Source organism: Bacteroidota bacterium (assembly GCA_036522515.1).
GTDB lineage: Bacteria > Bacteroidota > Ignavibacteria > UBA10030 > SZUA-254 > VBOC01.
The window spans coordinates 19,706-46,082 of the sequence record DATDFQ010000058.1 but is presented as its reverse complement, the minus strand read 5'-3'; the positions used below and the strand labels follow the sequence as shown (position 1 = coordinate 46,082).

17 protein-coding genes are annotated in these 26,377 nt (G+C 56.7%); all 17 read left to right on the top strand.

Going from position 1 to position 26,377, the window contains the following annotated elements; genetic code table 11:
• Positions 1-308: 308 nt before the first annotated feature.
• A complete protein-coding gene (locus VI215_12690; protein HEY6193173.1) occupies positions 309-1,637 on the top strand; it encodes a radical SAM protein in 1,329 nt (442 codons plus the stop codon).
• 167 nt (positions 1,638-1,804) lie between these two features.
• A complete protein-coding gene (locus VI215_12685) occupies positions 1,805-2,689 on the top strand; it encodes a response regulator (protein HEY6193172.1) in 885 nt (294 codons plus the stop codon).
• A gap of 27 nt (positions 2,690-2,716) precedes the next feature.
• Entirely contained in the window at positions 2,717-5,299 is a 2,583-nt protein-coding gene (locus VI215_12680) for a response regulator (GenBank protein HEY6193171.1), read from the top strand.
• Positions 5,300-5,394: 95 nt separating this feature from the next.
• Positions 5,395-7,719: a protein kinase gene (locus tag VI215_12675; protein HEY6193170.1), complete on the top strand. Its 2,325-nt coding sequence runs from the start codon at positions 5,395-5,397 to the stop codon at positions 7,717-7,719.
• Between the two features lie 148 nt (positions 7,720-7,867).
• Positions 7,868-11,044 carry a T9SS type A sorting domain-containing protein gene (locus tag VI215_12670; GenBank protein ID HEY6193169.1) on the top strand — a complete coding sequence of 1,059 codons (3,177 nt, stop codon included), beginning with the start codon at positions 7,868-7,870 and terminating at the stop codon, positions 11,042-11,044.
• Positions 11,045-11,283: 239 nt separating this feature from the next.
• On the top strand, positions 11,284-12,825 hold the full coding sequence (locus tag VI215_12665) for a YifB family Mg chelatase-like AAA ATPase (GenBank protein ID HEY6193168.1): 1,542 nt from the start codon (positions 11,284-11,286) through the stop codon (positions 12,823-12,825).
• A gap of 183 nt (positions 12,826-13,008) precedes the next feature.
• On the top strand, positions 13,009-13,545 hold the full coding sequence (locus VI215_12660; GenBank protein ID HEY6193167.1) for a transposase: 537 nt from the start codon (positions 13,009-13,011) through the stop codon (positions 13,543-13,545).
• A 442-nt stretch (positions 13,546-13,987) separates the two neighbouring features.
• Positions 13,988-16,345, top strand: a complete 2,358-nt coding sequence (locus tag VI215_12655) for a tetratricopeptide repeat protein (GenBank protein HEY6193166.1) — start codon at positions 13,988-13,990, stop codon at positions 16,343-16,345.
• 29 nt (positions 16,346-16,374) lie between these two features.
• On the top strand, positions 16,375-17,142 hold the full coding sequence (locus tag VI215_12650) for a dihydroorotate dehydrogenase electron transfer subunit (GenBank protein HEY6193165.1): 768 nt from the start codon (positions 16,375-16,377) through the stop codon (positions 17,140-17,142).
• Position 17,143: 1 nt separating this feature from the next.
• Positions 17,144-18,088: a dihydroorotate dehydrogenase gene (locus VI215_12645; GenBank protein HEY6193164.1), complete on the top strand. Its 945-nt coding sequence runs from the start codon at positions 17,144-17,146 to the stop codon at positions 18,086-18,088.
• Positions 18,089-18,112: 24 nt separating this feature from the next.
• On the top strand, positions 18,113-19,408 hold the full coding sequence (locus VI215_12640; protein ID HEY6193163.1) for a folylpolyglutamate synthase/dihydrofolate synthase family protein: 1,296 nt from the start codon (positions 18,113-18,115) through the stop codon (positions 19,406-19,408).
• 225 nt (positions 19,409-19,633) lie between these two features.
• On the top strand, positions 19,634-20,881 hold the full coding sequence (rho, locus tag VI215_12635; protein ID HEY6193162.1) for a transcription termination factor Rho: 1,248 nt from the start codon (positions 19,634-19,636) through the stop codon (positions 20,879-20,881).
• Positions 20,882-20,911: 30 nt separating this feature from the next.
• Complete coding sequence (locus VI215_12630; protein HEY6193161.1) at positions 20,912-22,432, top strand: OmpA family protein; 1,521 nt, start codon at positions 20,912-20,914, stop codon at positions 22,430-22,432.
• Between the two features lie 117 nt (positions 22,433-22,549).
• Entirely contained in the window at positions 22,550-23,740 is a 1,191-nt protein-coding gene (locus tag VI215_12625; protein ID HEY6193160.1) for a thiolase family protein, read from the top strand.
• Positions 23,741-24,604 carry a 3-hydroxybutyryl-CoA dehydrogenase gene (locus tag VI215_12620; GenBank protein HEY6193159.1) on the top strand — a complete coding sequence of 288 codons (864 nt, stop codon included), beginning with the start codon at positions 23,741-23,743 and terminating at the stop codon, positions 24,602-24,604. It abuts the gene before it with no gap.
• A gap of 19 nt (positions 24,605-24,623) precedes the next feature.
• Complete coding sequence (locus tag VI215_12615) at positions 24,624-25,766, top strand: acyl-CoA dehydrogenase (protein ID HEY6193158.1); 1,143 nt, start codon at positions 24,624-24,626, stop codon at positions 25,764-25,766.
• 25 nt (positions 25,767-25,791) lie between these two features.
• Complete coding sequence (locus VI215_12610) at positions 25,792-26,283, top strand: hypothetical protein (GenBank protein ID HEY6193157.1); 492 nt, start codon at positions 25,792-25,794, stop codon at positions 26,281-26,283.
• Positions 26,284-26,377 lie beyond the last annotated feature (94 nt).

Genomic DNA, 26,377 nt, shown 5'->3' with positions numbered 1-26,377 from the left:
CGGTAGGCGCGACCTTCAGGTCGCGTAACGGGATCACACCGAAGTTCAGGCAGTACCTGACGATGGGTGGCGTCTTATTTTGTCATCCTGAGCGAAGCGAAGGATCTCGCAGATCGGATAGACGAGATCCTTCGGTCGCTACGCTCCCTCAGGATGACATGCTCGGTGAAATTGAGACACTGCCTGACGATGAAGGGAGTTGATAGTAGTTGAGATATTGGCTAGTTTGGTGTCGCTCACTCTTGTGTTAAGAACATTCGAATGCCGGGCGGAAGCAAGATCGCGCGCTTTGCCAAGGAGGGAAGGGGATGACGAAACATAGATACTGGGTCGAATTGATCACGGCTGAATCCGACGCCTCCCGATTCGTTCGTCACCGGAGAATCATTCGCTTCCCGCAACTCACGATGCCGTTGCTGGCTGCGCACACGCCGCCTCACTGGCGGGTCACACACACCGACGAAATCGTCCAGAAAGTCCGCTTTGACAAACCGTTTTCGCTTGTTGGAATTACGGCAAATACGGCTGCCGCGCCTCACGCATACGGCCTCGCAAAGCGATATCATGACCGGGGAATACCGGTTGTCATCGGCGGACCTCATGCGACTCTCATGCCCGGGGAGGTGGCACAGCACGCGGACGCGGTTGTGATCGGCGAAGGCGAACTAGTTTGGCCTCGCATTCTGGAAGATGTTGAGAATGGCCGACTGGCGAAGTTCTATCGCGACGACCACCTGCCCGATCTCAAAAAGATGCCTGCACCCCGTTGGGATTTGATCAAAGGGCGTGTGCACGGAAAAGGGGTTTCCATTGCAACCAGGGGTTGTCCCTTTGCGTGCGATTACTGCACGATTCCGGCCATGTACAGCCGCCGGATGCGATACCGGCCCATCGGTGAGGTGGTTGATGAAATCCGCCGCATGCCGGGTCGAGCTCTCATTTTTTGGGACGATAATATCGGCGCGAATCGGGAGTACGCGAAGGAACTCTTTCGGGCAATCGCTCCTTTTCGGCGGTGGTGGACCAGCCAGGTGACTCATGACGCCGCGTTCGACGACGAGTTCTTGCAACTCGCAGCCCGAAGCGGGTGCAAGGCGTTCTTCATAGGTTTGGAATCTGTGTCTCAACAGAGTCTGAATGCGGCGAACAAGAAGCATAACAAGGTGTCTGCCTACCGGGAGGTGGTGTCGCGGCTTCACGAACACCGAATCGCGATCCAGGCAGGAACGGTGTTCGGGTTTGATCATGACGAAAAATCGATTTTTCGCGACACGTTGGATTATTTCCGCGACATCGCAATCGACTCCGCAACGATCAGCGTGCTTATCCCATTTCCCAACACACCGCTCTTTCTGCGTCTTGAAGCCGAAGGGAGGATTCTGACCCGGGATTGGTCCAAATACGACGGCAAGAAACACGTTGTCTTTCAGCCGGCCCGCATGTCGCCGGAGGAACTGTTAATGGGCATGGAATGGATGGCGCGCAAGTTCTATTCCTCACGCTCGATCGTTCAGCGCATGTGGAAATCACGAACGGGCCTCTGGTGGAATATAGTCAGAAACCTCGGGTACCAACTCTCGCTCAGAAATTTTGGCAACGTGGGGTACGATCCTTGCGTAAGCGACGGGAACCACTGAGGGAGTAAAACAGTTCGGTATTTGATAATGGTGGATCTTCTTCCTACTTTTTAGCCAAAGCCTGAAACACCCCGCCAAACCCATCCGAGACGGGACAGCGTACAGTGCACAGCGAGCGTTTCTGAGAACATGCCCCGGGCACCACTTCTCTTGAACTGAGTCCGCATATGCCAGACGATACGATCCTCATCGTTGACGACGATCCGACCACTCTGCTTCTGATCACGGCGATTCTGGGAAAAGAGCAGTATCGTCTTCTCACCGCGAAGGACGGAGCCGAGGCTCAGTCGCTTATTCAACAGCAGGGCAAATCGATCACGGCGATCCTTCTTGATTGGGAGATGCCGAAGATGAGCGGGATCGAGTTGCTGCGATGGCTGAAAGATCAATCCGAATTCGAGCACACGCCGGTGATCATGCAAACCGCCAGGGACAGCGCCGAACACATCAGGGAGGGCATCAATGCCGGCGCTTACTATTATCTTACGAAACCTGTTGACAAGGGTGTGCTCGTCTCGATCGTCCGGGCGGCGGTGACGGATGTCCGTTCGCGGGAGACCCTGCTTCAGAACGTCAGGGAGAATGAAAACCCGTTCGGACTTCTGATCGATGGCACATTTCATTTTCGGACTCTGGGTGAGGGCGAATTCCTTGCCGTCCGGATCGCGCATGCGTCGCCCGAATCGGAGAAGGCTCTGGTCATCTCCGAGCTCATCACGAACGCCATCGAGCATGGAAATCTCGGCATCACGTATGACGAAAAGACGGCTTGCCTGGCGGGAGGAAGATTGCGCGATGAAGTCGAGCGTCGACTGGCAATGCCCGAGTACGAAAACAAGTACGTACGCCTGCACGTTGAGAAACAAGTTTCGAAGCTGAGAATCACGATCGAGGATCAGGGAAAAGGATTTGATTACGCGAAGTATCTCGATTTCGACGAGGCCCGTGTGTTCGACAATCACGGACGGGGAATTGCGATGACGGCATTCGCCCTGGACATCGAATACAAAGGAAATGGCAATACGGTTGTGGTAACGATACCGCTTGCGTGATATGACCTTTCCGGTTGGGCGACAATAATGCACGACGAAGAGAGGCCAAAAGCTGAACTTCTTGACGAGCTCCGCCGGCTGCGCCGCGATCTCGCCCAGTTACATCATGAGGAAGAAGAGCGGAAAGCTGCAGAGAAACGGCTTGCTGCCCAGTACGCGGTAACCCGCGCTCTCGCCGAATCCTCGACTCTCTCCGAAGCAACTCCAAAAATCCTTCGTGCAATCTGTGAAGGCGCCGGCTGGGAGGTTGGAACGATCTGGCGCGTTGATCAAAGCGCTGGAGTCCTGCGCTGTGTGGACACCTGGCATGGCACAGAAGTCGACGTGTCCGCCTTCGAGGAGATGACACGGAACATCACGTTTTCCAGCGGAATTGGATTGCCGGGGCGTGTGTGGAGCAACGGACAACCGGCATGGATTATTGACGTCGTCCGTGATCCCAACTTTCCGCGGGCACAAGCCGCTGCAAACAGCAACCTTCATGGGGCCTTTGGCTTTCCAATCCTTTTTGGAGGCCAGGTCACGGGCATCATCGAGTCATTCAGTCATAAGATCGAGGAGCCGGATGACAACCTGTTGCAGATGATGGCAGCACATGGGAGTCAGATCGGCCAGTTTGTGGAACGAAAACGTGCGGAAGTTGAGCTGCTTGAGGCGAAGGAAACGGCCGAGCGCGCTGCCAACTCAAAAGCTGAGTTCCTGGCCGTCATGAGCCACGAGATTCGCACACCGATGAACGCGATCATCGGTATGACCGGATTGCTCCTTGAGACTGATCTGACTGCCGAACAGCGCGACTATGCGGAAACGGTCCGGGCGAGCAGCGAATCGTTGCTCACGATTATCAACGATATCCTGGATTTCTCCAAGATCGAATCATCCAGGCTCGAGCTGGAGGAGCATCCGTTTGAAATCGGGGGATGCATCGAGGACGTGTTTGATTTATTGGCGCACAAGGCTCATGAGAAAAAACTCGATTTGGTCTACTCCGTCCATGCAGATGTCCCCCCCGTCATCATCGGCGATGTCACACGGCTTCGGCAGATCCTTGTCAATCTTGCGGGCAATGCGTTAAAGTTCACGGAGAAAGGGGAGATCCTGATTTCGGTGCGCAAGCTGCCCGAACAAGAGGGCGCGATGGTGCTCCAGTTCTCGGTGAAGGACAGCGGAATTGGAATACCGAAGGACAAGATCGACCGGCTCTTCAAGCCATTCTCTCAGGTGGACACCTCGACAACCCGGAAGTACGGCGGCACAGGTTTGGGTTTGGCGATCTCTGCGAAGCTGGTCGACTTGATGAAGGGTTCGATCTCCGTGGAATCAACCGAAGGGCAGGGGTCGACGTTTTCGTTCACGATGAGGACTCAAGCCGCCGCCGCATCTTCAACGACGGCTGTCCATGGCGGCCTCCCGGTGATAACAAATAACCACGTGTTGCTGGTTGATGACAATGAAACAAATCTGAAGATACTGCTGACGCAGTGCAAACAGTGGGGAATGCTTCCCCGCGCGACGACGTCGGGCAAGGAAGCGCTCTCCTGGCTTGAACGGGGAGATCACTTCGACGTCGCCATACTCGATATGCAGATGCCCGGTATGGATGGTTTGCAGCTCGGGGGCCAGATCCGAAAAGTCCGGACCAGGAATGAATTGCCGATTATTCTGCTTACATCCTTGGGGAAGAGAGAGGATATCGAGAGGGCCGCGAAGGAGATATTTTCAGCCTACGTCGCAAAACCGATCAAGAAATCGCAACTCTTCGATATCCTGGTGAGCGTGTTCGCTGATTCGCCCGTGAAAATCGGCAGGCAACGCGAAGAACCGAAACTTGACAGCACGCTCGCGTCACGGTTGCCGTTACGGATCCTGGTCGCTGAAGATAATTCCGTCAACCAGAAACTCCTGTTGCGTATTCTGCAACAGATGGGTTATGGCGCGGATCTGGCTGCGAATGGACTCGAAGTCCTTGACGCAATGAAACGTCAGCAGTATCACCTGATCTTCATGGATGTTGAAATGCCGGAAATGGACGGGCTCGAAGCCACACGGGCCATTACACAGCATCCCCAAGGGTTTAGAAGGCCGTTTATTATCGGCACTACCGCGTACGCGATGGAAGAAGACCGGAAGAAATGTCTCGAAGCCGGAATGGATCATTACATCAGCAAGCCGATAAAGATCGTCGAGATTCAGCAGGCCATTGAGCATTGGGGTTCCATGGCCTTGTCAGGAGTCCACACGGAAGTCAAGCGTGCCGAATCGGATTCGCTGATCGACATACGAAGGGTCAGAGAAATCAATTCCATCTCACAAGGCAATGATCCCCCGATGCTACAGCAGCTTATCGACCTGTATCTGGACGAGTGTACCGGTTTCCTCGACCAATTGCGTCAGTCCGTTAAGGCAGGCGATTCCGCGGGGGTGCATGCTGTCGCTCACCGGCTCAAGGGATCAAGCATGAATCTGGGGATTGTCGGTGTTGCTGATCTGTGTGGCCAGATCGATGGAAAAAGCAAACAAGGCAAGCTTGATGAAGTACCTCCTTTGCTCCTCCAGTTGGAAAATACCTTCCAGCGGGTTACAGTCGAACTACAGAGTCTTCGGCCGTAAGGTTCGATCCCGCCGCAGGCCGCGCCGCATTTGATAATGGTTGACGGATTGGTTAGTTTAGCCTCAATTCTTTGAATTGCGTTGCTTGTGCGCGAATGATCAACCAAACAATGTCTCACTACAAGATCCTTGAGAAGCTCGGCGAGGGCGGCATGGGCATTGTCTATAAAGCCCACGACACCAAGCTCGATCGCGATGTCGCATTAAAATTTCTTCCGGCAAGCGTCGTTTCATCGCCGGAGGATGTGGCGCGGTTCGAACAGGAAGCCAGAGCGATCTCCGCACTCAACCATCCCAACATCGCCACAATCTTTGATATCGATGAAGCCGATGGGAAGAAGTTCCTCGTGCTGGAGTACATTGCCGGCGGCACACTGAAATCAAAACTCAAGAAGCTGAAGTCGGAAGACAAAGAGTTTACAATTGCCGAAGTGATCGACGATGGTATCCAGATTGCCGATGGCCTGGCTCACGCCCACCGGCAACAGATCGTTCACCGTGACATCAAGAGCGATAACGTGATGCTGACCGGTGAAGGGAAAGTGAAAATCACCGACTTTGGCCTTGCGAAGCTTCGCGGCACCACACAGTTGACGAAAACCGGCAGTACCATCGGTACGCTTGCCTACATGGCGCCGGAGCAGTTGCGGGGAGAAGATATTGACCACCGTGCCGATTTGTTTTCGCTCGGCGTCGTCCTGTATGAAATGACAACATTGCGGCTTCCTTTCCGTGGCGAGCATGAAGCTGCTTTGACCTATTCGATCGCGAATGAAGAACCCGCGCCGGTAAAATCTCTCCGGCAGAATATTCCTCCGGCACTGGAGCAGGTCATCGCAAAATGTCTCCATAAAGACAGAACACAGCGCTACCAGAAAGCCGACGAGATTGTTGCCGACTTGCGCGCACTTCAGAGCGAAACAACGGGCACGGTAAAAACCGTCATCGTGAAAGAGCGTTCAAAGCTCCCGTGGATTCTTGCCGCCGCGGCAGTTCTCGTTATTGCCGCGGGTCTCTATCTGTTTATGCCGGGAGCCCATCCCACCGGTGCGAACAGTAAAACAATCGCCGTGCTGCCATTTGCTAATATGAGCAGCGATCAGAAAGAGGATGAATACTTCAGCGACGGGATCACCGAGGACATCCTGACGCAGCTCGCAAAAATTGCCGACCTTAAGGTCATATCCCGCACTTCCGTTATTCAGTATAAAGGAACAAAAAAGACGATACGTGAAATCGGCAAGGAACTCAATGCGGGAGTTGTTCTAGAAGGCAGTGTGCGGCGAGCCGGCAATCAGGTACGGATCACCGCTCAGTTAATCGACGCCAACACAGACGAACATCTTTGGGCGGACAACTATGACAGAGAATTTAAAGAGGTCTTTACGATCCAGAGCGAGATTGCACAGAAGATTGCTTCGTCGCTTCAGGCAAAGCTGACCACGGCGGAACAGGCGCGGATTGCCAATCCCGCAACAACTAAACCTGAAGCGTACAATGCCTTCTTGCTCGGGAAGAGTTTCTTTAACATGCGCGGTAAAGAAAATCTTGAGAAGGCGATCCACTACTTCGAGCAAGCGCTCTCGATCGATCCCGGTTACGCTCCGGCGTGGGCCGATTTGGCAATGGTCCACGCTTCCCAGGCTGATATTGGCTACATTCTTACAGATGAGGGCTATCGCAAAGCGAGGCAGGAAGCAGAAAAGGCGCTCCAACTCGATCCCAACCTTGCCACGGCACATTCCAGGATGGGGTTGATTCAAACGAATTACGATTGGGATTGGAGCGCGGCAGACGCATCCTTCAAAAGAGCGCTCGAACTGGAGCCTGGCAATCTTAGTGCTATCGTTAATTATAGCAACTTAGCATCCACACTTGGGCGGTTCGATGAGGCAATGAGATTAACTCGTCGCGCGATTGAACTCGACCCGGTCAGAGCGGTCTTTTACTCGAATCTCGGTATTTATGCTTTCTACGCCGGGCAACTCGACGAATCGGAGGCTGCATATAAAAAATCTATTGAGTGGAACCCGAAGTATTCATTAGTGCACTTTAACCTCGGTCTCGTGTATTTGGAAAAAGGAAAACCCGATTCCGCACTCCTGGAAATGAAAATGGAAACCGAACCGTCCTGGCAGCGACATGGGTTTGCACTGGTGTATCACGCATTAGGTAAGAAGAAGGAAGCCAATAATGCGCTGGATTCCGATATAAAGGAATTTGGCGATATTGGCGCATACCAGATTGCAGAAATCTACGCGTATCGGGGCGAGGCGGATAAGTCATTCGAATGGCTTGAGCGCGCATACAAGCAGCGTGATGGCGGTCTATGCGGAATGAAGGGTGATCCGCTCCTGCGCAACATCGAAAAAGACCCGCGCTACGCCGTTTTCATGAAAAAAATGAAGTTGCCGTTGTGAGGAGGCAAGTTTCCGATGGGAGTGCCTCAGGTTTGCCAACGGTTCCTGTCCAACGTTTTTTAACCCTTGAATGAAAGCTCTCATCTCTGCGATGGAAAGGGAAAAAGCCACGAAGACACCGTATTTTTCTTTGCTTTTGCTCTGCGCAATGAGCGGGCTACTCTCGTCAATCGGCTCCGCTCAGGTGTATGAACTCAAATCTCTCCCTTTTCAGTTTCCTTACGGAATCAACGACTCGGGAGCGATCATAGGCTCCGACGGCACGCATGCCTACCTCTGGGAAAACGAGGCCAGTATCGGCATAGGTGGGCTCTATCCCGGAGGTGCATCGCTCGCGCATGGGTTAAATAATTCCAAGCAGGTGGTGGGTTACGCCCCGCCAGGCCTAAACCAGAACGTCCATGCTTTCCTCTGGCAGAATTTTGTCATGACTGACCTCGGAATTGTGAGCAACCTTTACAGCGAAGCCACCTGTATCAACGACTCCGGCGAAATAGCGGGAAACGCGTTCGATACCACGGGGGCTCACCCGTTCTTTTGGAAAAATGGAGTGGCAATTGATATGGCAACACCCGGCAACCAGGGTTCCGGTGCCGCGGGAATCAACAATATGGGACAAGTAGTCGGTAGCTCACGACTCAATGATACTACCGTCCACGCCTACGTTTGGCAAAATGGGGGCGTGACGGATCTCGGAACTTTTGGTGGTGGTACTTACTCCGAAGCAAGGGCGATTAATAATATCGGTCAAATCGTTGGGAGCTCGAGCCTCGACGGGCCCAGCGGTACCGACGCGATCCTCTGGGATGGAGGGCTCACGGATCTGGGATACATTGGAATCCCCGGAAATGCTTCGGGTTGGTCTGTTGCAAATGATATCAACGACGCAGGAGTCGTGGTCGGCCAATCAACTTGGGCTTCCCCCACCTACCAGGTTAACACTCACGCCTTTGTCTGGCGCAACGGCGTCATGACCGACCTGAATACTGTGACCGACACGACGGGAGGGTGGGAACTCGTCGGGGGGACCGGCATCAACAATCAGGGAGATATTCTCTGTCAGGCCGTTCAGAGGGCTTATCCGAACTTCGTACAATCGGTGCTCCTGAAAAGGGGGGACATCTTCCTGAAAGATCCGGCGTCAGGCGTGAAGTGGATCAGCGGGGACATCGATACCATTCGATGGAGGTCCGGCCTCGATCCGGGGGAGAAAGTCATCCTCTGGTACAGTCTCAACGGCGGCCAGACATGGAGGCTCATCGAGACCAATTATCCGGCGGATGAGGGGAAGTACCTCTGGAGCGTACCGGACACGATCTCGACGAAAGTACGAATTCTTGTTACGTCGGCCTCCGACTTCTCGAAAAATGATACGAGCGAGATCTTTAAGATCAAGGGATACGTTCTCACGAAAATGTCACCGACCGACGACTATATCCCGTATAGCATCCAATCCGACCGGTGGGGGTTTGGAAATACTCCGCTGGATTGTTGGCCACAGTATTGGTATCACCGGTTCGACTACACGGGCGTAGACCCATTCACGGGCGGGAGCTACCTGTTGGGTGAGAACTTCGCGGCCGAGGTCTTTCTCAATGCTCATCCGGCGGACCACCCCGACTGGCCTTCTTTCGTCAACACGTTCGGCGTGGATGCGTCGTATGTCAAAGCGTCCGCCTCTCTCTACTCACCGACGGCAGTAGCGCGGTGGGAGGGCATCAAAGGCAATTGGGGCGGGTCCTGTTTCGGCATCTCCACATCAAACGCGATCGCATTTCGCAATCAGACGAATTTTAGAAATAAGTACGCCGATTTTCCTTTTTACGTCTCCGCCAATGAGGTGGGTTCGGATACGAATACGCTTCCGGTGATCAATGAACTGTTTACACATCAGTTCGGCAATCCCCACCAAGCATACAATGACTCTCGCTGGGAATCGATGACTCCCACACTAACCGTGAATGAATTGAAGTCGATGCTCCTGAGCGACGACGCACCGGTACGAACGTTGAATATCTATAACAACGGTCCCGATGGCGGAGGGCACTCGATCTTGCCGTACAAGCTCAAACAGGATGCCGTCCAACGGAATCTCTACTACCTCAGCGTGTACGATAATTCCTATCCCGACGTTCTGGACGCACAGATCACCATTGATACCGCGCAGAACTCCGGTCATGGGAGTTGGGAGTATCCACTGTGGCTCCATTGGGGAGGGAACAGAGGGATATACCTTGCAGACCCGGCGATAGACTACCTTTCGCATCCGACGTTGCCGAAAAACAACCCTGCATGGCGTGCATCACCGTTCGTAGTACCGCCGAACCTGCTCGAGATCAATCCGGTCCGCTCAGCTTCGATACATATCCGGGATATCCATGGATACGAAACAGGATACTCCGACAGCGTGATTCTTGCCGGGATTCCGGGATCGCGGCCGGATATCATCCTGAACGGAAGCACGACACCGCCCTATGGATACACCTTGCCCGACTCCGCGTATTCCGTTTCGATGAGTAATTTTTCTTCGGAAATCTCACGGATATTCTTCTTTGTCGAGGATAAAACGTTCGGTGTCGAACGAACCGGAGCTACCCAGGGTCAGACCGACAAGATCTATTTCAATGGAGGTGTTTCTGTCGCGAATCCGGACACCGATGCGAAGACCTTGCGCTTTGTCAACATACTCAACCAGTTTGTTCACCAGGGTCAAGAAAAGGTATTCTCGCTTCGGTCGTTGACATTATCGGCCAATGATTCGGTGAGAATGGAAAATACCGCAAATGACGGAATAAAGTTCAGCTCTTTCGGCTCGTCAGCAAGGACATATAAACTGGAATTGGAGCTGGATAACTATTTCACGGGGAGGCGGCGTTTTGCACACGACTTAGTACAATTGGCGGGAAACTCCTCACATATTATTCAGCCAAACTGGTCAACACTAGGTAACGGCGATCTCAAAATCCTGGTCGATCACGGAAATGATGGCACGATCGATGATTCGCTGCTCGTAAGTAATCAGGTCACTGGCGTGAAAGGCCGTGGCTCTTTCCCGGTGCCTGGCGAGTATCGCCTTGCGCAGAACTACCCCAATCCTTTCAACCCCCGGACGACGATCGAGTATGACCTGCCGGCGCGCTCGCATGTGCGAGTGGCGATTTACGATCTCTTTGGGCGTGAGGTCGCCGTTCTCGTCGATGGAAGCGAAGATGCCGGGTATAAGTCCGTGGAGTGGAATGCGGTTGGCGTGGCGAGCGGCGTTTATTTCTGTCGGTTGCAAGCCGGCGACGTTACCTTAACAAGGAAACTCGTTCTGATGAAATGATGACGATGCGCTCGCGTCGGCATTTTTTGGCTCGTTTCCACGCCCCGCGTGGGCACGCATATGTAGGCGGTCCGCGCCGTTGCTCATTCCTCGCGCCATCCATGAGTCTTCACTGTCTAGCCTGTTTCTTGTAGGGGCGAGGCATGCCTCGCCCGGTATCTCCCGGTTGACCTCTGCGCTTCCCGCTTGCAATCCTCGCATGTATTTACTAACTTTCTCCCCGCCCCGGGGAGGACTCCATGTTTTCACACGCGATCAGTGCCACGATCTGTGGTATCAAGGCCCATCTCGTTCAAGTCGAAGCGCACATCTCTCCGTCTCTCCCCGCGTTCAACGTCGTCGGTCTCCCCGATAGCGCGGTCAAGGAGAGCCGCGACAGGGTCTATGCAGCGATCAAGACATCCGGATTTCGCTTTCCCCCTCAACGGCTTACCGTCAATCTTGCCCCAGCCGATCTGAAGAAAGAAGGGTCGGCTTTCGATCTTCCGATCGCGATCGGCTTGCTTGCGGCATCAGCACAGGTTTCCCCCGATCTATTGGATCGCTATGTGATTCTCGGCGAGCTCGCGCTCGACGGAACATTGCGTCCGATTCACGGGGCGCTTTCGATCGCCGTTGAGGTGAAGTTGCGACGGCTCAAAGGCATGCTCGTACCCGCGCCGAACGCGAAGGAAGCCGCGATGGTGTCGGGGATCGAAGTATATCCGATGGACTCCCTAAGTCAAACAGTCGAGTTTCTAAATGATCGAACCGGTTCAAGAACTCCAATCCAAGGGGCTGCCGAACAGCAATGTTCGCAAGACCAGGGCTACCCGCTGGATTTCCGGGATGTTAAAGGGCAGGAAAATGTGAAGAGAGCCCTGGAGGTGGCGGCAGCGGGCTCGCACAATATCGTGATGATCGGACCCCCGGGCTCCGGGAAGACGATGCTCGCATCGAGAATCCCCTCCATACTGCCGCCTCTCACATTCGATGAGTCGATCGAAACCACCCAGATTCATTCCGTCGCCGGAATCCTTCCCCGGGATACGGCGATGCTCAATGGCCGCCCCTTTCGCGCGCCTCATCATACGATCTCCGACGGTGCCCTCGTCGGAGGCGGGATTCTCCCCCGGCCCGGGGAAATTTCGCTTGCCCACCACGGCGTGCTCTTCCTGGACGAGCTCCCGGAATTCAGCCGGCACGTCCTCGAGGTGTTGCGCCAACCGCTTGAAGAATGCCGGGTGACGATCAGCCGCACGAGAATGACAGTGGAATTCCCCGCGAACTTCATGCTCGTGTGCGCGATGAATCCTTGTCCCTGCGGCTACTTCACCGACCCCGCAAAAGAGTGCACCTGCAACCCGATGCAGATTCTGAAGTACATGGCGAAAATCTCCGGCCCGCTCCTGGATCGGATCGACCTCCACATCGAGGTGCCCGCTCTTAAATACCGCGACCTCTCGAGCGCGGAGCTCGCCGAATCTTCTCAGTCTATTCGGGATCGGGTAACCAGAGCCCGCGAGGTCCAGATGAAGCGTTTCAGCTCGGGGACGGGGACGTATTCGAACGCGGCCATGCAGCCCGCGGATCTTCGCACCTATTGTCGCCTGGACTCTCCGGGCACGGAGCTTCTCAAGACGGCTATCACCAAGCTCGGGCTTTCTGCGCGGGCGTACGACAGGATTCTCAAAGTGGCGCGGACGATCGCGGACCTGGCACAGTCGCAAAATATCCGGGCCGAACACCTGAGCGAGGCGATTCAATACCGGAGTTTGGATCGGAGCCTTTGGAGGACATGAACCACCTCTCTTGGTCCGATAGCTGGCGGCATGCCGTAGCGCACGTCTGGTTCCCACGCTCTGCGTGGGAACCCATACGGGGACGCTCTGCGTCCCCGCTTTCGGCATTACTGGTTCCCACGCTCTGCGTGGGAACCCATACCGGGACGCTCCGCGTCCCCGCTTTCGGCATAGAACCTTACAATGGGTAGATCGCGCTACATAATCACGGATGATCAGGCGCCGTACTTCCTCACGTGCACGGTGATCAACTGGTTCCCCCTCTTCTCAAAACCCGCGATAGTCGAGTTGGTCCTTAATTCCCTCCAGCACCTGCAAACGAGTGGACGATTGCGACTGTACGCATATGTAATTATGGAAAACCACCTGCATCTCATCGCATCGTCGGAGAATCTCTCCAGAGAGCTCGCGAGTTTTAAGTCATACACCGCCCGCGAGATCATCGACCATCTCAACCTGAGCAAATCAAGCGGAATCCTCAGGCAACTTCACTTTTATCGGCGGCGTCACAAAGCCGACCGGATCCATCAAGTGTGGCAAGAAGGGTCGCATCCCGAGCTGATCCAGGGGGTCGATATGATGCGGCAGAAAACGGTGTACATCCACATGAACCCGGTCCGCAGAGGGTATGTGGACGAAGCGGAAGATTGGCGGTATTCGAGCGCGCGCATTTACGCGGGGCGGCCGGGGATTTTGAAAGTCATGACTGAATGGAGCTGAATGGGGATTCAATAGGGTTGCGGCGCGGAGCGCCGCGGTATGCGTTCCCACGCGGAGCGTGGGAACGAGAAGAATCCGAACCATGATGCAAAGAAGTTCGGGGTGAGGCGGACGCGGAGCGGGGGGTTGAGATGAATGGGGTGGCGCAGAGCGCCACGCGGAGCGTGGGAACGAGAAGGCGGTGGGGAGGAGCGTGGGAGTAAGACGAAGGTGGCGGCGCGGAGCGCCGCGGTATGCGTTCCCACGCAGAGCGTGGGAACGAGATTCTGAGGAGCGTGGGAACGAGAGGCCGGAGGAGGAGCGTGGGAACGATACGAGAGAGGACAATTTGCGGCTATCCGCTGCCCAGATTACCGATTCTGTTGCATATAGGGGAACTTTTGCGTATTATACACCTGTTACCTATGCAAAGACCCCGATGATGTTGCAAACGAGACCCCGATTGTTCAATCGATTCGCGATTCCTCTCCCCGTTGCCGCCCTGTTGTTCCTTTTCCACCTGTCAGGCTGTTCGACCTACCAGAATGTCACCGGCTATTTCAACACGTACTATAACGCGCGGCATCTTTTCGAAGAGGCGTCCGCAGACGCCCGTCTCCAATCTCAGCGCGATCGGGACACAAATTACTTCGCCCGCTACACGGTTCCCCAGAATACGCAGGACAAGTTCGACAAGGTCATCGAGAAAAGCTCGAAGCTGATCCAGTTCTACCCGAAGAGCAAGTGGGTGGATGACGCCCTGTTGATGATCGCGGAATCGTACGTATACCTGGGCGAATATGAATCGGCGGGGCGGAAATTCAAGGAACTTCTGGATCATTTTCCGGAGAGCGACCTGAGGTTCGAGGCAAAACTCTGGGATGCGAAAGCGAAATACGCGCAGAACCAGCACGACCAGTCGCTTGCCGTCATCAAAGACCTGTTCCCCGAAGCGAGGGCGAACGGCAAGGACGATATCCTGCTGGAAGCGCTGATGCTTCAGGCGCGCATTTTCACCGAGCGCCTCGAATTCGATCAGGCGGCGGCATCCTACGCGCTTGCCGCGGAGGTACCGGGAGACGACGCGTTACGGGCGACCGCGCAATATTTGCTGGGCCAGAGTTACGAAAAACTGAATGACAGGGAAAAAGCCGCCGAAGCCTACAACAAGGTCCGAAAATTCAGCCCTCCTCCAGCGCTCGATTTTCAGGCACGGCTCCGGTACGGGACCATGTTGTCGGCGACGGGTGAGCACAGCCGCGCGCTTCGGGTGTTCGACGACATGAACCAGGATCAGCTTTCGGTGGACCAGCACGCGCTGGTGGACCTGGAGATCGGGAGCACATATCTGGCGATGGGGGATACCGCGCAGGGAAACGCCCTTTACGGGATGATCGACTCGACCTATAAGCATACCGATGCGTCGGCCAAGGGATACTATCGCCGGGGCCTGATGTTTGAGCATCAACGATACGACTATAAGACCGCACGCGACTACTACAACAAGGCGAAGATTGAATTTCCCGGCTCGGAGATCACTCCGCTCGCCGCGCGAAAAGCGGAGAGCTTCGATCACTTTTTCAATTCGGTCGACGCGCTGAAGAAGAACCGCGACTTGTACGTCCAGGCGCTTATCCGCGATTCGGTGATGGCCGCCTCTTCATCTCTTCATCCCTTACCTTCGCTCGCACCCGAGACCCCGGCGAAGGCCGACTCGATCTTTGCGGTGAAGACTCCGGCGTCCGTGGATAATTCTAAAAAGACCTTCCCGGCCCCCGACGTGATCAAAGAACAATTGCAGACGCCGGTGGAGGATATACCGCAAGGAGCGAGCGAAACGCTCCGGAGGCGGCTTTCGGACCGCGACCTGTTCCGGGATCCGGGCGAGGATGCCCCCGGCCCGGTGAAATCGGTCCGGCCGGACGTAAAAACGGTCGCCGGCGGCGCAGGTCTTCCGGGAAAAAGGGATTCGTTGCTCACGCAGGCGGCCCCGGCAGCGGCGGTCGCGCTCCCCGCGGACTCCGCCGCGGCGCTTATCGCAGGAGGATACTTTGAGCTCGGAGGGATCTATTTCCTTGAATTGAACAGGCCCGATTCCGCGATGGTCTTCTACGAGAAGATTGTCCGCGAGTTTCCGAGGTCTACCTACGTCCCCCGCGCCCTCTACGCGATGGCGGAGATACGCGCCACGAAGCATGACACGTCCGGAGTCGATTCTCTTTACAAAGTCATCCTGAAACGCTACGGCGAAACGGAATACGCCGCTCAGGTGCGCAAGGTTCTCGGCCTCGAGGCGGGGAAGGTCCGCATCGATTCGACGGAAGCGCAGTATCAGCGGGCGGAGAAATTTGTCGAATCGGGCAAGCCCCGCGAAGCGCTGAAGATTTTCAAACGGATCGCCGCGACGGCGCACCGGTCGCCGTTAAAGCCCAAGGCGACATACGCGGTGGGATTTCTCTATGAGACCATGTTGCTGAATAACGACAGCGCGGCGACCTGGTATCGCCACCTTTCAAGCGAGTTTCCCAACTCGATCTACGCGTCGGAAGTGGGGCCCAAGCTGGCGGTTCGGAATAATCCCGCAAACCTGCCGCAGTTCATCAAAGTGAAAAAAATCGAGCCGGGTGGCAAGCCTGCCGACTCTCTCTCGCAAAAAAAGCAGGAGCTCGAGCCTCCGAAGCAGAGCGCGGTCGACCGTATCAAGGCGCGGCAATTGGAAGAGGAGATCAACCAGGGAAGCGGCATCGACAGCACCGACGTGGATGAGCCGACACCGCCCGACGAGGACGACGACGCCCCCGACCCGGACGACGATAACTGAGTGATCAGACCGATGTCGACCGGGAGCGCATGATTCACTCTCATTCTCGCCTTACCGCTCGTGAGAATCCCGTCTCCAACATCTTCGTTGAGCGTTATCATTCCCCCGAAATTGCCTCCTCCGTACGACCCGGGCAATTTGTCAATATCAAAGTCAGCGGATCCGACTTTCCACTCCTGAGGAGGCCGTTCAGCGTCTATCACGCCGACGGGAACGAGATCAGCATCATCTTCGACGTGCGCGGGACCGGCACGGAAATCCTCGCTTCGAAGCAGGTGGGAGAGCTCGTCGATCTCATCGGTCCGCTGGGCGCGTCTTACAGTTGCGAGGGGGGCTTCAGAACTGCTCTCCTCGTGGGCGGCGGCCTTGGCGTCGCGCCATTCCCCCTTGCGGCGAAACACCTCGCCCGGAGCGGAAAGCGGATCGTAACCTTCCTGGGGGCTGGCACCCGGGGCCGGATTGTTTCCTCCTTCCTGGATGGGGCCCACCTTGCGACCGACGACGGAACCTCGGAGTTTCGGGGCACAGTCGTCGACCTCCTCAAAATGCATCTTCAACGCGACAACTATGATACGCCGATGATATTCGGTTGCGGTCCGAACGCCATGCTCAAGGCGCTGTCAACACTCGCGGAGGAATTCGGGATTCCGTGCCAAGTCTCGCTGGAAAGTCCCATGGCCTGCGGCGTCGGGCTCTGCCAGGGGTGCCCCGTAGCGCTGGCGGGGGATGAGAAGCGGTATGCTCTGATCTGCAGGGAAGGGCCGGTCTTCGACTCCAAGAAAGTGAGGATCTGCTAATATGACGGACTTGCGGGTCGACATCGGAACGTGCTCGTTCGCCAACCCGGTCCTGGCGGCATCCGGGACGTTCGGGTACGGAGACGAATGCCGGGACCTCGTCGATGCAAACCTCCTCGGAGGAGTAATCACAAAGTCCCTCTCGCTCGAGCCCCGCGCCGGGAACCCACCCGGCCGCATCGTCGAGACTCCCTCGGGGATGCTCAACTCGATCGGACTGGCGAATATCGGCGTACGCAGGTTCATCGCGGAGAAACTCCCGTTTCTCCGGACCCTCCGGACCAGGGTGATCGCAAACATCGCGGCAAGCAGCGTCGACGAGTACTGCGCCGTTCTGTCCGCGCTCGAACTCGAGGAGGGGATCCACGGATATGAAATCAACGTCTCGTGCCCCAATGTCAAGGACGGCGGACTCAGTTTTGGGACAAGCTGTGAGATGACGGCGGAGGTTACCCGGAGGCTCCGGGCGCTGACGGCAAAAACGCTCATCATCAAGCTGACTCCGAACGTCACACGCATCGCGGACTTTGCCCGCGCAGCCGCCGATGCCGGGGCGGACGCCCTTTCGGTCATCAACACGCTGATCGGGATGGCGATCGACACCGAAACCCGGAAGCCATCACTTTCCACGGTGACGGGCGGGCTCTCCGGTCCCGCGATCAAGCCGGTGGCTCTTGCAAAAGTCTACGAGGCCTCGCAATCCGTCCGGATCCCTGTGATCGGCGTGGGGGGAATCATGAACGCGCGGGATGCCATTGAGTTTCTGCTCGCAGGCGCTTCGGCCGTCCAGGTCGGGACTGCGAATTTCGTCGATCCAGCCGCGGGCGTCACAATCGTCGAAGGCCTGAACGAATACTGCCTCCGGCACCGGATCGGAAGCGTGCGCGAATTGACCGGGGGACTCGTCGCGCCCGAGGGACTCTCGGTCCTGCAAAGCTGGTTGTGATCTTTCGCGCGGGGAGTTTCGCTCTTGACCCGGGCTGATACCACACTCAAGTTCCTTCTTGATCTCCAGTTCTTCGGCATCAAGGCCGGACTGGACAATATCCGCGCGCTTCTCTTCTCCCTTGGAAACCCCGAACGCCGCTTTCCTTCAATCCACCTCGCAGGGACGAACGGCAAGGGATCCACATCCGCAATGATCGCCTCGATCCTCACCGCCTCCGGCTACCGGACAGGCCTCTACACATCCCCCCACCTCGTCGATTTCGAGGAGAGGATTCGGATCGACGGAAAAAAAATACCCCGGGAAGAGGTGATTCAATACACCGACCGGATGAAACCGGAGATCCGGAAGAACCGGGCCACGTTTTTCGAGGCAACGACCGCGATGGCCTTCCAGTACTTCGCGGAGAGCAAGGTCGATATCGCCGTTGTTGAAACAGGCCTGGGAGGGAGATGGGATGCGACAAACGTGATCCGGCCGGAGCTGAGTGTGATCACCAACATCGGGCTCGACCATACGGAATATCTCGGGCGCACTCTCTCCCGCATCGCATTCGAAAAGGGGGGGATCATCAAACCGGGGGTACCGTTTGTTACCGGGGTGGACCAGCGCGGCCCGCTCGGTGTTCTCCGGAGGCTCGCGCGGATTCGGGGAGCTGAATTGATAACCGCCGGCGGAAATTCATCCGTCTCGGTCGCGGGGCGTTCCCTTACCCTGACCCGTCTGAATCTCCGCACGCCGGGGGGGCGTTACGACGGTCTGGCGGTCGGTTTGGCGGGCGATCACCAGGCCCGCAATGCGCAGCTCGCGGTTCTTGCAGCAGAAGAGTTGGGCAGGAAGGAGAGCTTTCGACAGATATCGAGAGACAGCATTGTCGGGGGTCTCGAGTCAATTCGGAAGAATACCGGTCTTCACGGACGTCTCGACCTGATTCGAACTGATCCCATGTTGATCGCAGACGTGGCGCACAATCCGGACGGAACGGCGACGCTCACCCGCGCCCTCAAGGCGCTCGGTGCGGGGGAGTATGTGACTCTCTTTGGCGTCATGCGGGACAAGAACTACCGCGCCATGATGGAGGCCCTCGCGCCGCATTCCCGGCTTGCAATCGGAGTCCGGCCGCACGGAGGGCGGGCCCTTGAGACGGAGACCATCGTGGAAGGTTTTCAATCGGCGGGGTGCCGCGCGCTGAACGGCGGGACGGTCAAATCCGGTCTTGACCTTGCCCTGCGCGAGAGAAGAGAGGGAGAGCCGATTCTTGTCACCGGATCGCATTATGTGGTCGGAGAGCTGTTAAAATCGCTTAATTTTGCAGTTTAGGACTTGACTTTCAAAAGGAAAGCATATATATTGGTTTCAGGAGCAGGACGAGAGGAACCCTGTTCTCCTATCAGGGTAGCAGGAAATCAAACCACCGCTTCGCACATCAATTTCTTTTCATCCTCATTTTCCGTATCACTTAATCGTTGGCCTACAAAGATTAAGTCTGTCGCGCAGGATATCCCCCTAGTTATTCACTCATAAGGAAGCAGCACAGCCATGCCAATGGACATTGCGGAGCTCAAATCCAAAAAGATTTCCGAGCTGACCCAAATCGCCAAAGAACTCAATATTGTCGGTTATACCGATCTGCGGAAGCAGGATATGATTTTCAAAATCCTCGAGGCGCAGACCGAGAAGGATGGGCTCACGTTCAGCAAGGGGGTGCTCGAAGTGTTGCCTGACGGATACGGATTCCTTCGCTCTGTCGATTACAACTATCTCCCCTCGCCTGACGACATCTACGTTTCCCCATCCCAAATAAAGAAATTTAATCTCCGGACCGGGGATACCGTCAGCGGCCAGGTTCGCCCCCCGAAAGAAGGGGAGCGCTTTTTTGCCCTGCTGAGGGTCGAGGCGGTCAATGACGAGAACCCCGATGCGATACGCGATAGGGTCTTATTCGATAATCTTACTCCCCTCTACCCGAACAACCGGATCAACCTCGAAACCTCCCCCGGCGAATATTCAATGCGCATCATGGATCTGTTGACCCCCCTCGGGAAGGGCCAGCGCGGCATGATCGTATCGCCCCCCAAGGCCGGCAAGACCGTCCTCCTTCAGAAAATCGCAAACAGCATCCTGCGCAATCACCCCGAGATCTTCCTCATTGTGATGCTGATCGACGAGCGGCCCGAAGAGGTCACCGACATGGAACGCTCGGTGAACGCCGAGGTCGTCAGTTCGACCTTCGATGAACCGCCGGAACGGCACGTTCAGGTATCGGACATGGTTCAGGAGAAGGCGAAGCGGCTGGTCGAGGCGAAAAAGGACGTCGTGATCCTGCTCGACAGCATCACGAGGCTCGCCCGCGCCCATAACACCGTCGTCCCGCATAGCGGGAAGATCCTTTCCGGCGGTGTGGATGCGAACGCGCTTCATCGCCCGAAGAGGTTTTTCGGCGCCGCCAGAAACGTCGAGGAGGGGGGGAGCCTCACGATCATAGCGACCGCACTGGTGGAGACCGGCAGCAGGATGGACGAGGTGATCTTCGAGGAATTCAAGGGTACCGGTAACATGGAAATCATTCTCGACCGGAAGTTGAGCGACAAGCGAATCTTCCCGTCGATCGACGTCAACCGGTCCGGCACGCGTAAGGAAGAGCTGCTCTTCCCGGCGGATGAGCTGAACAAGGTGTGGATTCTGCGGAAATTCCTGAGCGATTTTTCGACGGTGGACGCCATGGAATTCCTTACCGAAAAGATGCGGGGGACAAAAACGAACAAAGAATTTCTCCGTTCGATGAATAGTTAAGTTCTTCCTGCTGAGACTCATCCTTCTCATATGAATAACCGTGGATTGTGGCTTTCCCTGACGCTCCTCTGCGGCCTCGCAGTGGTGCGCACCGATGCGCAGGAGTTCAAGAACGCGCTCGGCGTGGGAATGGATTTCGGGGTCGGGGTTCCGGTCACCGACATCAATGACCATGGAAGGTACCCGTTTGGACGCGCCTTCCTGAGGTTTTATCCCGAACAGCATTTCGCGATGGAAGCCGGACTCGGGCTCGGCGCCCTCGAGGCCGAGGCGGACGGCAACTTCTTCTCCACGGCAATCTACCCGATCGACGCGCGCCTCCTGCTCCAGCCCCTCAGACAGGGAAAACTGCAACCCTATGCGTTCGCAGGGGTCGGAATCGTTTATTTCAATCCCGTCGACAAAGCCGACGCCCCCCTTCTCAGAAATTCGCGCGACGAGTACCGCCGCGTGACCCCCTTCGTCCCCCTGGGGGCCGGGGCCGAGTATCTCGTTTCGGACGTCACCTCGGTCGGCCTTCGCGGAACCTACAATTACACGCTCACCGATAATCTGGACGACATCAAGGTGGGGGGGAACGACTCGTACTGGAGCGTCACCATGACCATTTTCGCCTTCCTGGAGGCCCCGAATAACGACCTGGACGGCGACGGGCTCACGAATTCGGAGGAGAAGGTGCTCGGCACCGACCCGCGCAATCCCGACACCGACGGCGACGGATTGCGGGACGGAGAAGAGGTCCATGTCTACAAGACCGATCCGCTCAAGAAGGATACCGACGGAGACGGGCTTACCGACGGCGAGGAAGTTCTGAAATATCATACCGACCCGCTGAACAAGGATACCGACGGCGACGGCCTGACCGACGGAGAAGAGGTCCTGAAGTACGGCACCGACCCGTTGAACAAGGATACCGACGGCGACGGCCTGACCGACGGGGATGAAGTCCTCAAGTACCATACCGATCCCCTGAAGAAGGATACCGACGGCGACGGGCTCACCGACGGCGACGAGGTTCTCAAGTATCACACCGACCCGCTCAATCGCGACACGGACGGGGATACGCTCACGGATGGCGACGAAGTGCTGAAATACCATACAAATCCTCTTGAAAAGGACACCGATCACGGCGGCATGCCCGACGGGAAGGAAGTCCAGCTCGGCCTCAACCCCCTCGACCCGAAAGATGACGTGGTGATTGTGGATGTCGGCGAAAAGATTGTGCTCGAAGGGGTGAATTTCGAGACGGCAAAAACGACGCTCCTGCCCGGCGCCAAAAAGATTCTGGACCAGGTGGCGTCCGCTCTCCAGGCCTATCCCTCGGCTGAAGTCGCCATTTACGGTCATACCGATAACGTGGGCGGCGCCAAATACAACATGAATTTGTCCCTCGGCCGGGCGAATTCCGTCAAGGCGTATCTCGTGAGCAAGGGGGTGGCGGCCGCACGGATCTCCACGAAGGGCTACGGCTACACCAAGCCCGTCGCAGACAACGCCACCGCAGAGGGACGCGCAAAGAACCGGCGCATCGAGTTTGCCAGAATTAAATAAGGGACTGAACGAGGTCCCGATCCCGATCCCGCCCGCGCGGGACCGGGATTTTTTTTGCATTTTTTACGGATTTATCTTACTATGGGCTATTCATACTTGATGGAGTGCTGAGCGAGCATGCCGAAAGAAGTTGTCATTGCGAGTGCCTGCAGAACCCCGATCGGCTCGTTTTGCGGATCTTTGAGTTCACTGAGCGCCCCGCGCCTCGGGGCCATCGTCATCGAAGAGGCGGTCAAACGGGCGAGACTTTCGAAGGATCAGGTCGACGAAGTCATCATGGGTTGCGTTCTCACCGCCGGGGTTGGGCAGGCGCCCGCCCGGCAGGCGGCGATATTCGCGGGGCTGCCCCCTTCCGTGGGCGCGACGACCGTCAACAAGGTCTGCGGTTCCGGTTTGAAGTCCATCATGCTCGCTGCGCAGGCGATCCTGCTGGGTGATTCCGAAATTGTCGTCGCCGGGGGAATGGAAAGCATGTCGAACGCCCCCTACCTGCTCGAAATGGTCCGAAACGGGTATAAAATGGGCAACCGGCAAATCGTCGATTCCATCATCAAGGACGGGCTCTGGGACGTGTATAACGATTTTCACATGGGTTCTGCGGCCGAGCTCTGCGCGAGGGAATGCAGGGTGAGCCGCGAGGCGCAGGATGAGTATGCCATTCTGAGCTACAAGCGCGCCCTCGATGCCCAGGAGCACTCGTATTTCCGCGAAGAGATCACCGGTGTTACCATCCCGCAGAAGGATTCCAGCATTGTCGTAATCAGCGAGGATGAGGAGCCGAAGAAGGTGAAGTTCGAGAAGATCCGGTCGCTGAAGCCCGCATTTCAGAAGGAGGGGACTGTGACCGCGGCAAATGCCTCGAAGATTAACGACGGCGCTGCGGCAGTCGTGCTGATGCCGGCGGAAAAGGCGGCGGCCCTCGGGATCCGCCCGATGGCGCGAATCGTCTCCTACGACTCCGCTGCGAAGAAGCCCGAATGGTTCACCACGGCCCCAGCCGATGTCATCCCAAAAGTGCTGGCGAAGGCGGGCGTTGCGAAGGACGACGTCGATCTCTTCGAGATCAATGAAGCGTTCGCGGTGGTCAACCTGGCGGTGAATGGTATTCTCGGCCTTGACGTGGACAAAGTCAACGTGCACGGGGGCGCTGTTGCCCTGGGGCATCCCATCGGCGCGAGCGGGGCAAGAATTCTCGTCACCCTTCTCCATGCGATGGAACGGCGCAATGTCCGCAGGGGGTTGGCGGCGATCTGCATCGGCGGGGGGGAAGCCGCAGGGATGCTCGTGGAACGCCCGGTGCGAGCCTGAATGGAAGTTAAGAACGTCACCGTTATCGGCGCGGGAACGATGGGCAACGGGATCGCCCAGGTGTTCGCCCAGTACGAATTCGCCGTGACGATGCACGACCTTTCCGCAGGCCTTCTCGAGCGCGGACTCGGCGCGATACGCTCCAGCCTCGACCGCCAGGTGAAGAAAGGGACCCTCACCGACGATTCCAGGAAAGAAGTTCTCTCCCGGATCACGACGAGCGCCGATCTCGGAAGTTCGGTCGGATTCGCGGATCTGGTCATCGAGGCGGCGACGGAGGACAAGGCGGTCAAGAAGCAACTGTTTCGGGCGCTCGACTCCGCCGCGCCGGCCGGCGCCTTCCTCGCTTCGAACACATCTTCCATTTCCATCACGGAGCTCGGCGCGGCCACCAAACGGCCGGCCCGGGTCATCGGCATGCATTTCATGAACCCCGTCCCCCTCATGAAGCTCGTCGAGATCATCCGCGGGCTTGACACCTCGGATGAAACGTTTGCCGTCGTCTCGTCGCTCGCCGCCAAGCTTCAGAAAGTCCCGGTGGAAGTCCGCGACTACCCCGGTTTCGTCTCGAACCGGATTCTCCTCCCGATGATCAACGAGGCGGTCTATTGCGTGATGGAGGGGGTCGCTTCCGCCGAAGCCATCGACACGGTGATGAAGCTGGGAATGAATCATCCGATGGGGCCCTTGGCTCTCGCCGACTTCATCGGCCTCGACGTCTGCCTTGCCATCATGGACGTTCTCCAGGAGGGTCTCGGAGACCCGAAGTACCGGGCGTGCCCTCTGTTAAGAAAGATGGTGGCGGCGGGACACCTCGGACGAAAGACCGGCCGGGGATTCTATACGTATGCTCCCCAGGCATGAGTGAAAGGGCGGAACTGAGATGACATTCGATTTTACCGAAACCCAGTTGATGATTCGCGAGACTGCGAGCAAGTTTGCGGAGGAGGAGCTTGCTCCCTCGGCCTCCGAACGGGATGAGAAGGAGGAGTTTCCCCACGAAGCGGTAAAGAAGCTCGGAGAGCTCGGTTTCCTGGGAATGATGGTTTCTCCCGAGTATGGGGGCGCCGGACTCGACATGGTCAGCTACGTGCTCGCCATGGAGGAAATCTCGAAAGTGGATGCCTCCTGCGGGGTGATCATGTCCGTGAACAACTCACTGGTTTGCTACGGGCTCGAACGCTGGGGCTCCGGCGTCCAGAAGGAGAAGTACCTCCGCGACCTCGCATCGGGGAGAAAGCTCGGAGCTTTCGCCCTCTCCGAACCCGAGGCAGGCAGCGACGCCACGAACCAGCGCACGGTGGCGGTGGGGTCCGGAGACGGATATCTGCTTACGGGGACCAAGAACTTCATCACAAACGGCGCGAATGCGGATGTCGTCCTGGTCATGGCGACGACGGACAAGTCGAAGGGCGCCAACGGAATCAGCACCTTCATCGTGGAGAAGGGGACGAAGGGTTTTTCTGTCGCCAAAAAGGAGCGCAAACTCGGGATCAGAAGCTCGGACACCGTCTCGCTGGCGTTCCAGGACTGTCGCGTACCGGCGGAGAACCGGATCGGGGAGGAAGGATTCGGATTCAAGTTCGCGATGAAAACACTCGATGGCGGCCGAATCGGGATCGCGGCCCAGGCTCTGGGAATCGCGATGGCATCGAGAGACGCATCGATCCGGTACTCCAAGCAGAGGAGAGCTTTCAGCCATTACCTCTCCGATCTTCAGGCCATCCAGTTCAAGATCGCCGAAATGGCCACAAAAATAGATGCCGCTCAAATGCTCACCCTGAAGGCGGCGGCGCTCAAGGACGCAGACAAGCCGTTCGCCCAGAACGCGGCGATGGCAAAACTTTATTCATCGAAGATCGCGGTGGAATGCGCCCTGGAGGCCATCCAGATCCACGGCGGGTATGGATATATCAAAGACTATTCGGTCGAACGATACCTGCGCGATGCGAAGATTACGGAGATTTATGAAGGAACGTCGGAGGTTCAGCGGATCGTGATTTCACGCGGATTGCTCAAGAACTAACCCCAACATCAACGCGGAGTGCGACATGAACAGAACCGTTTTGCGTGTTTCGATCCTCCTCTGGATACTCTCACTTTACCCGATCTCGGCCCGGGCCCAGAAGATCACCGTGGGAGCCAGGGGCGGGCTTTCCTTCTTCAGCTATGGAAACGGGTCCTCGGCGGGAATACAGATCGGCCCCACGTTCGATTATGAATTTCAGCACGGGATGTATTTCGAGTCGGATCTCAACGTGAACACGCAGGGGGGTACGCCGACGGAATGGGCTAATTCGGTCAAATACTTTCTCCAGGTGCCTGAAGGAGCTACGTACCAGCCCTATCTCGACGGGGGTTTCGGTTTGTGGTTCCTTACCGGCGGTCCTTACTTCGGAATCAGGGCGGGAGGAGGGGTCTTGTTTAGGATCGCCCCCGACCTCGAAGTACCGGCGGATATACAGCTGGGACCGGTCTTCACCACCGGTTCCACAACGTTTTATCTGGCGCTTACCTCAGGGATCCGGTATACGCTCCCATAATCTCGTATCTCTTTACAGGGCAAGATGATCCGGCCGCCAGATGCTGTGTCCTCGGACACCGTTTTGGCCAAAATGGGGCGCTAAAGAGGGATGT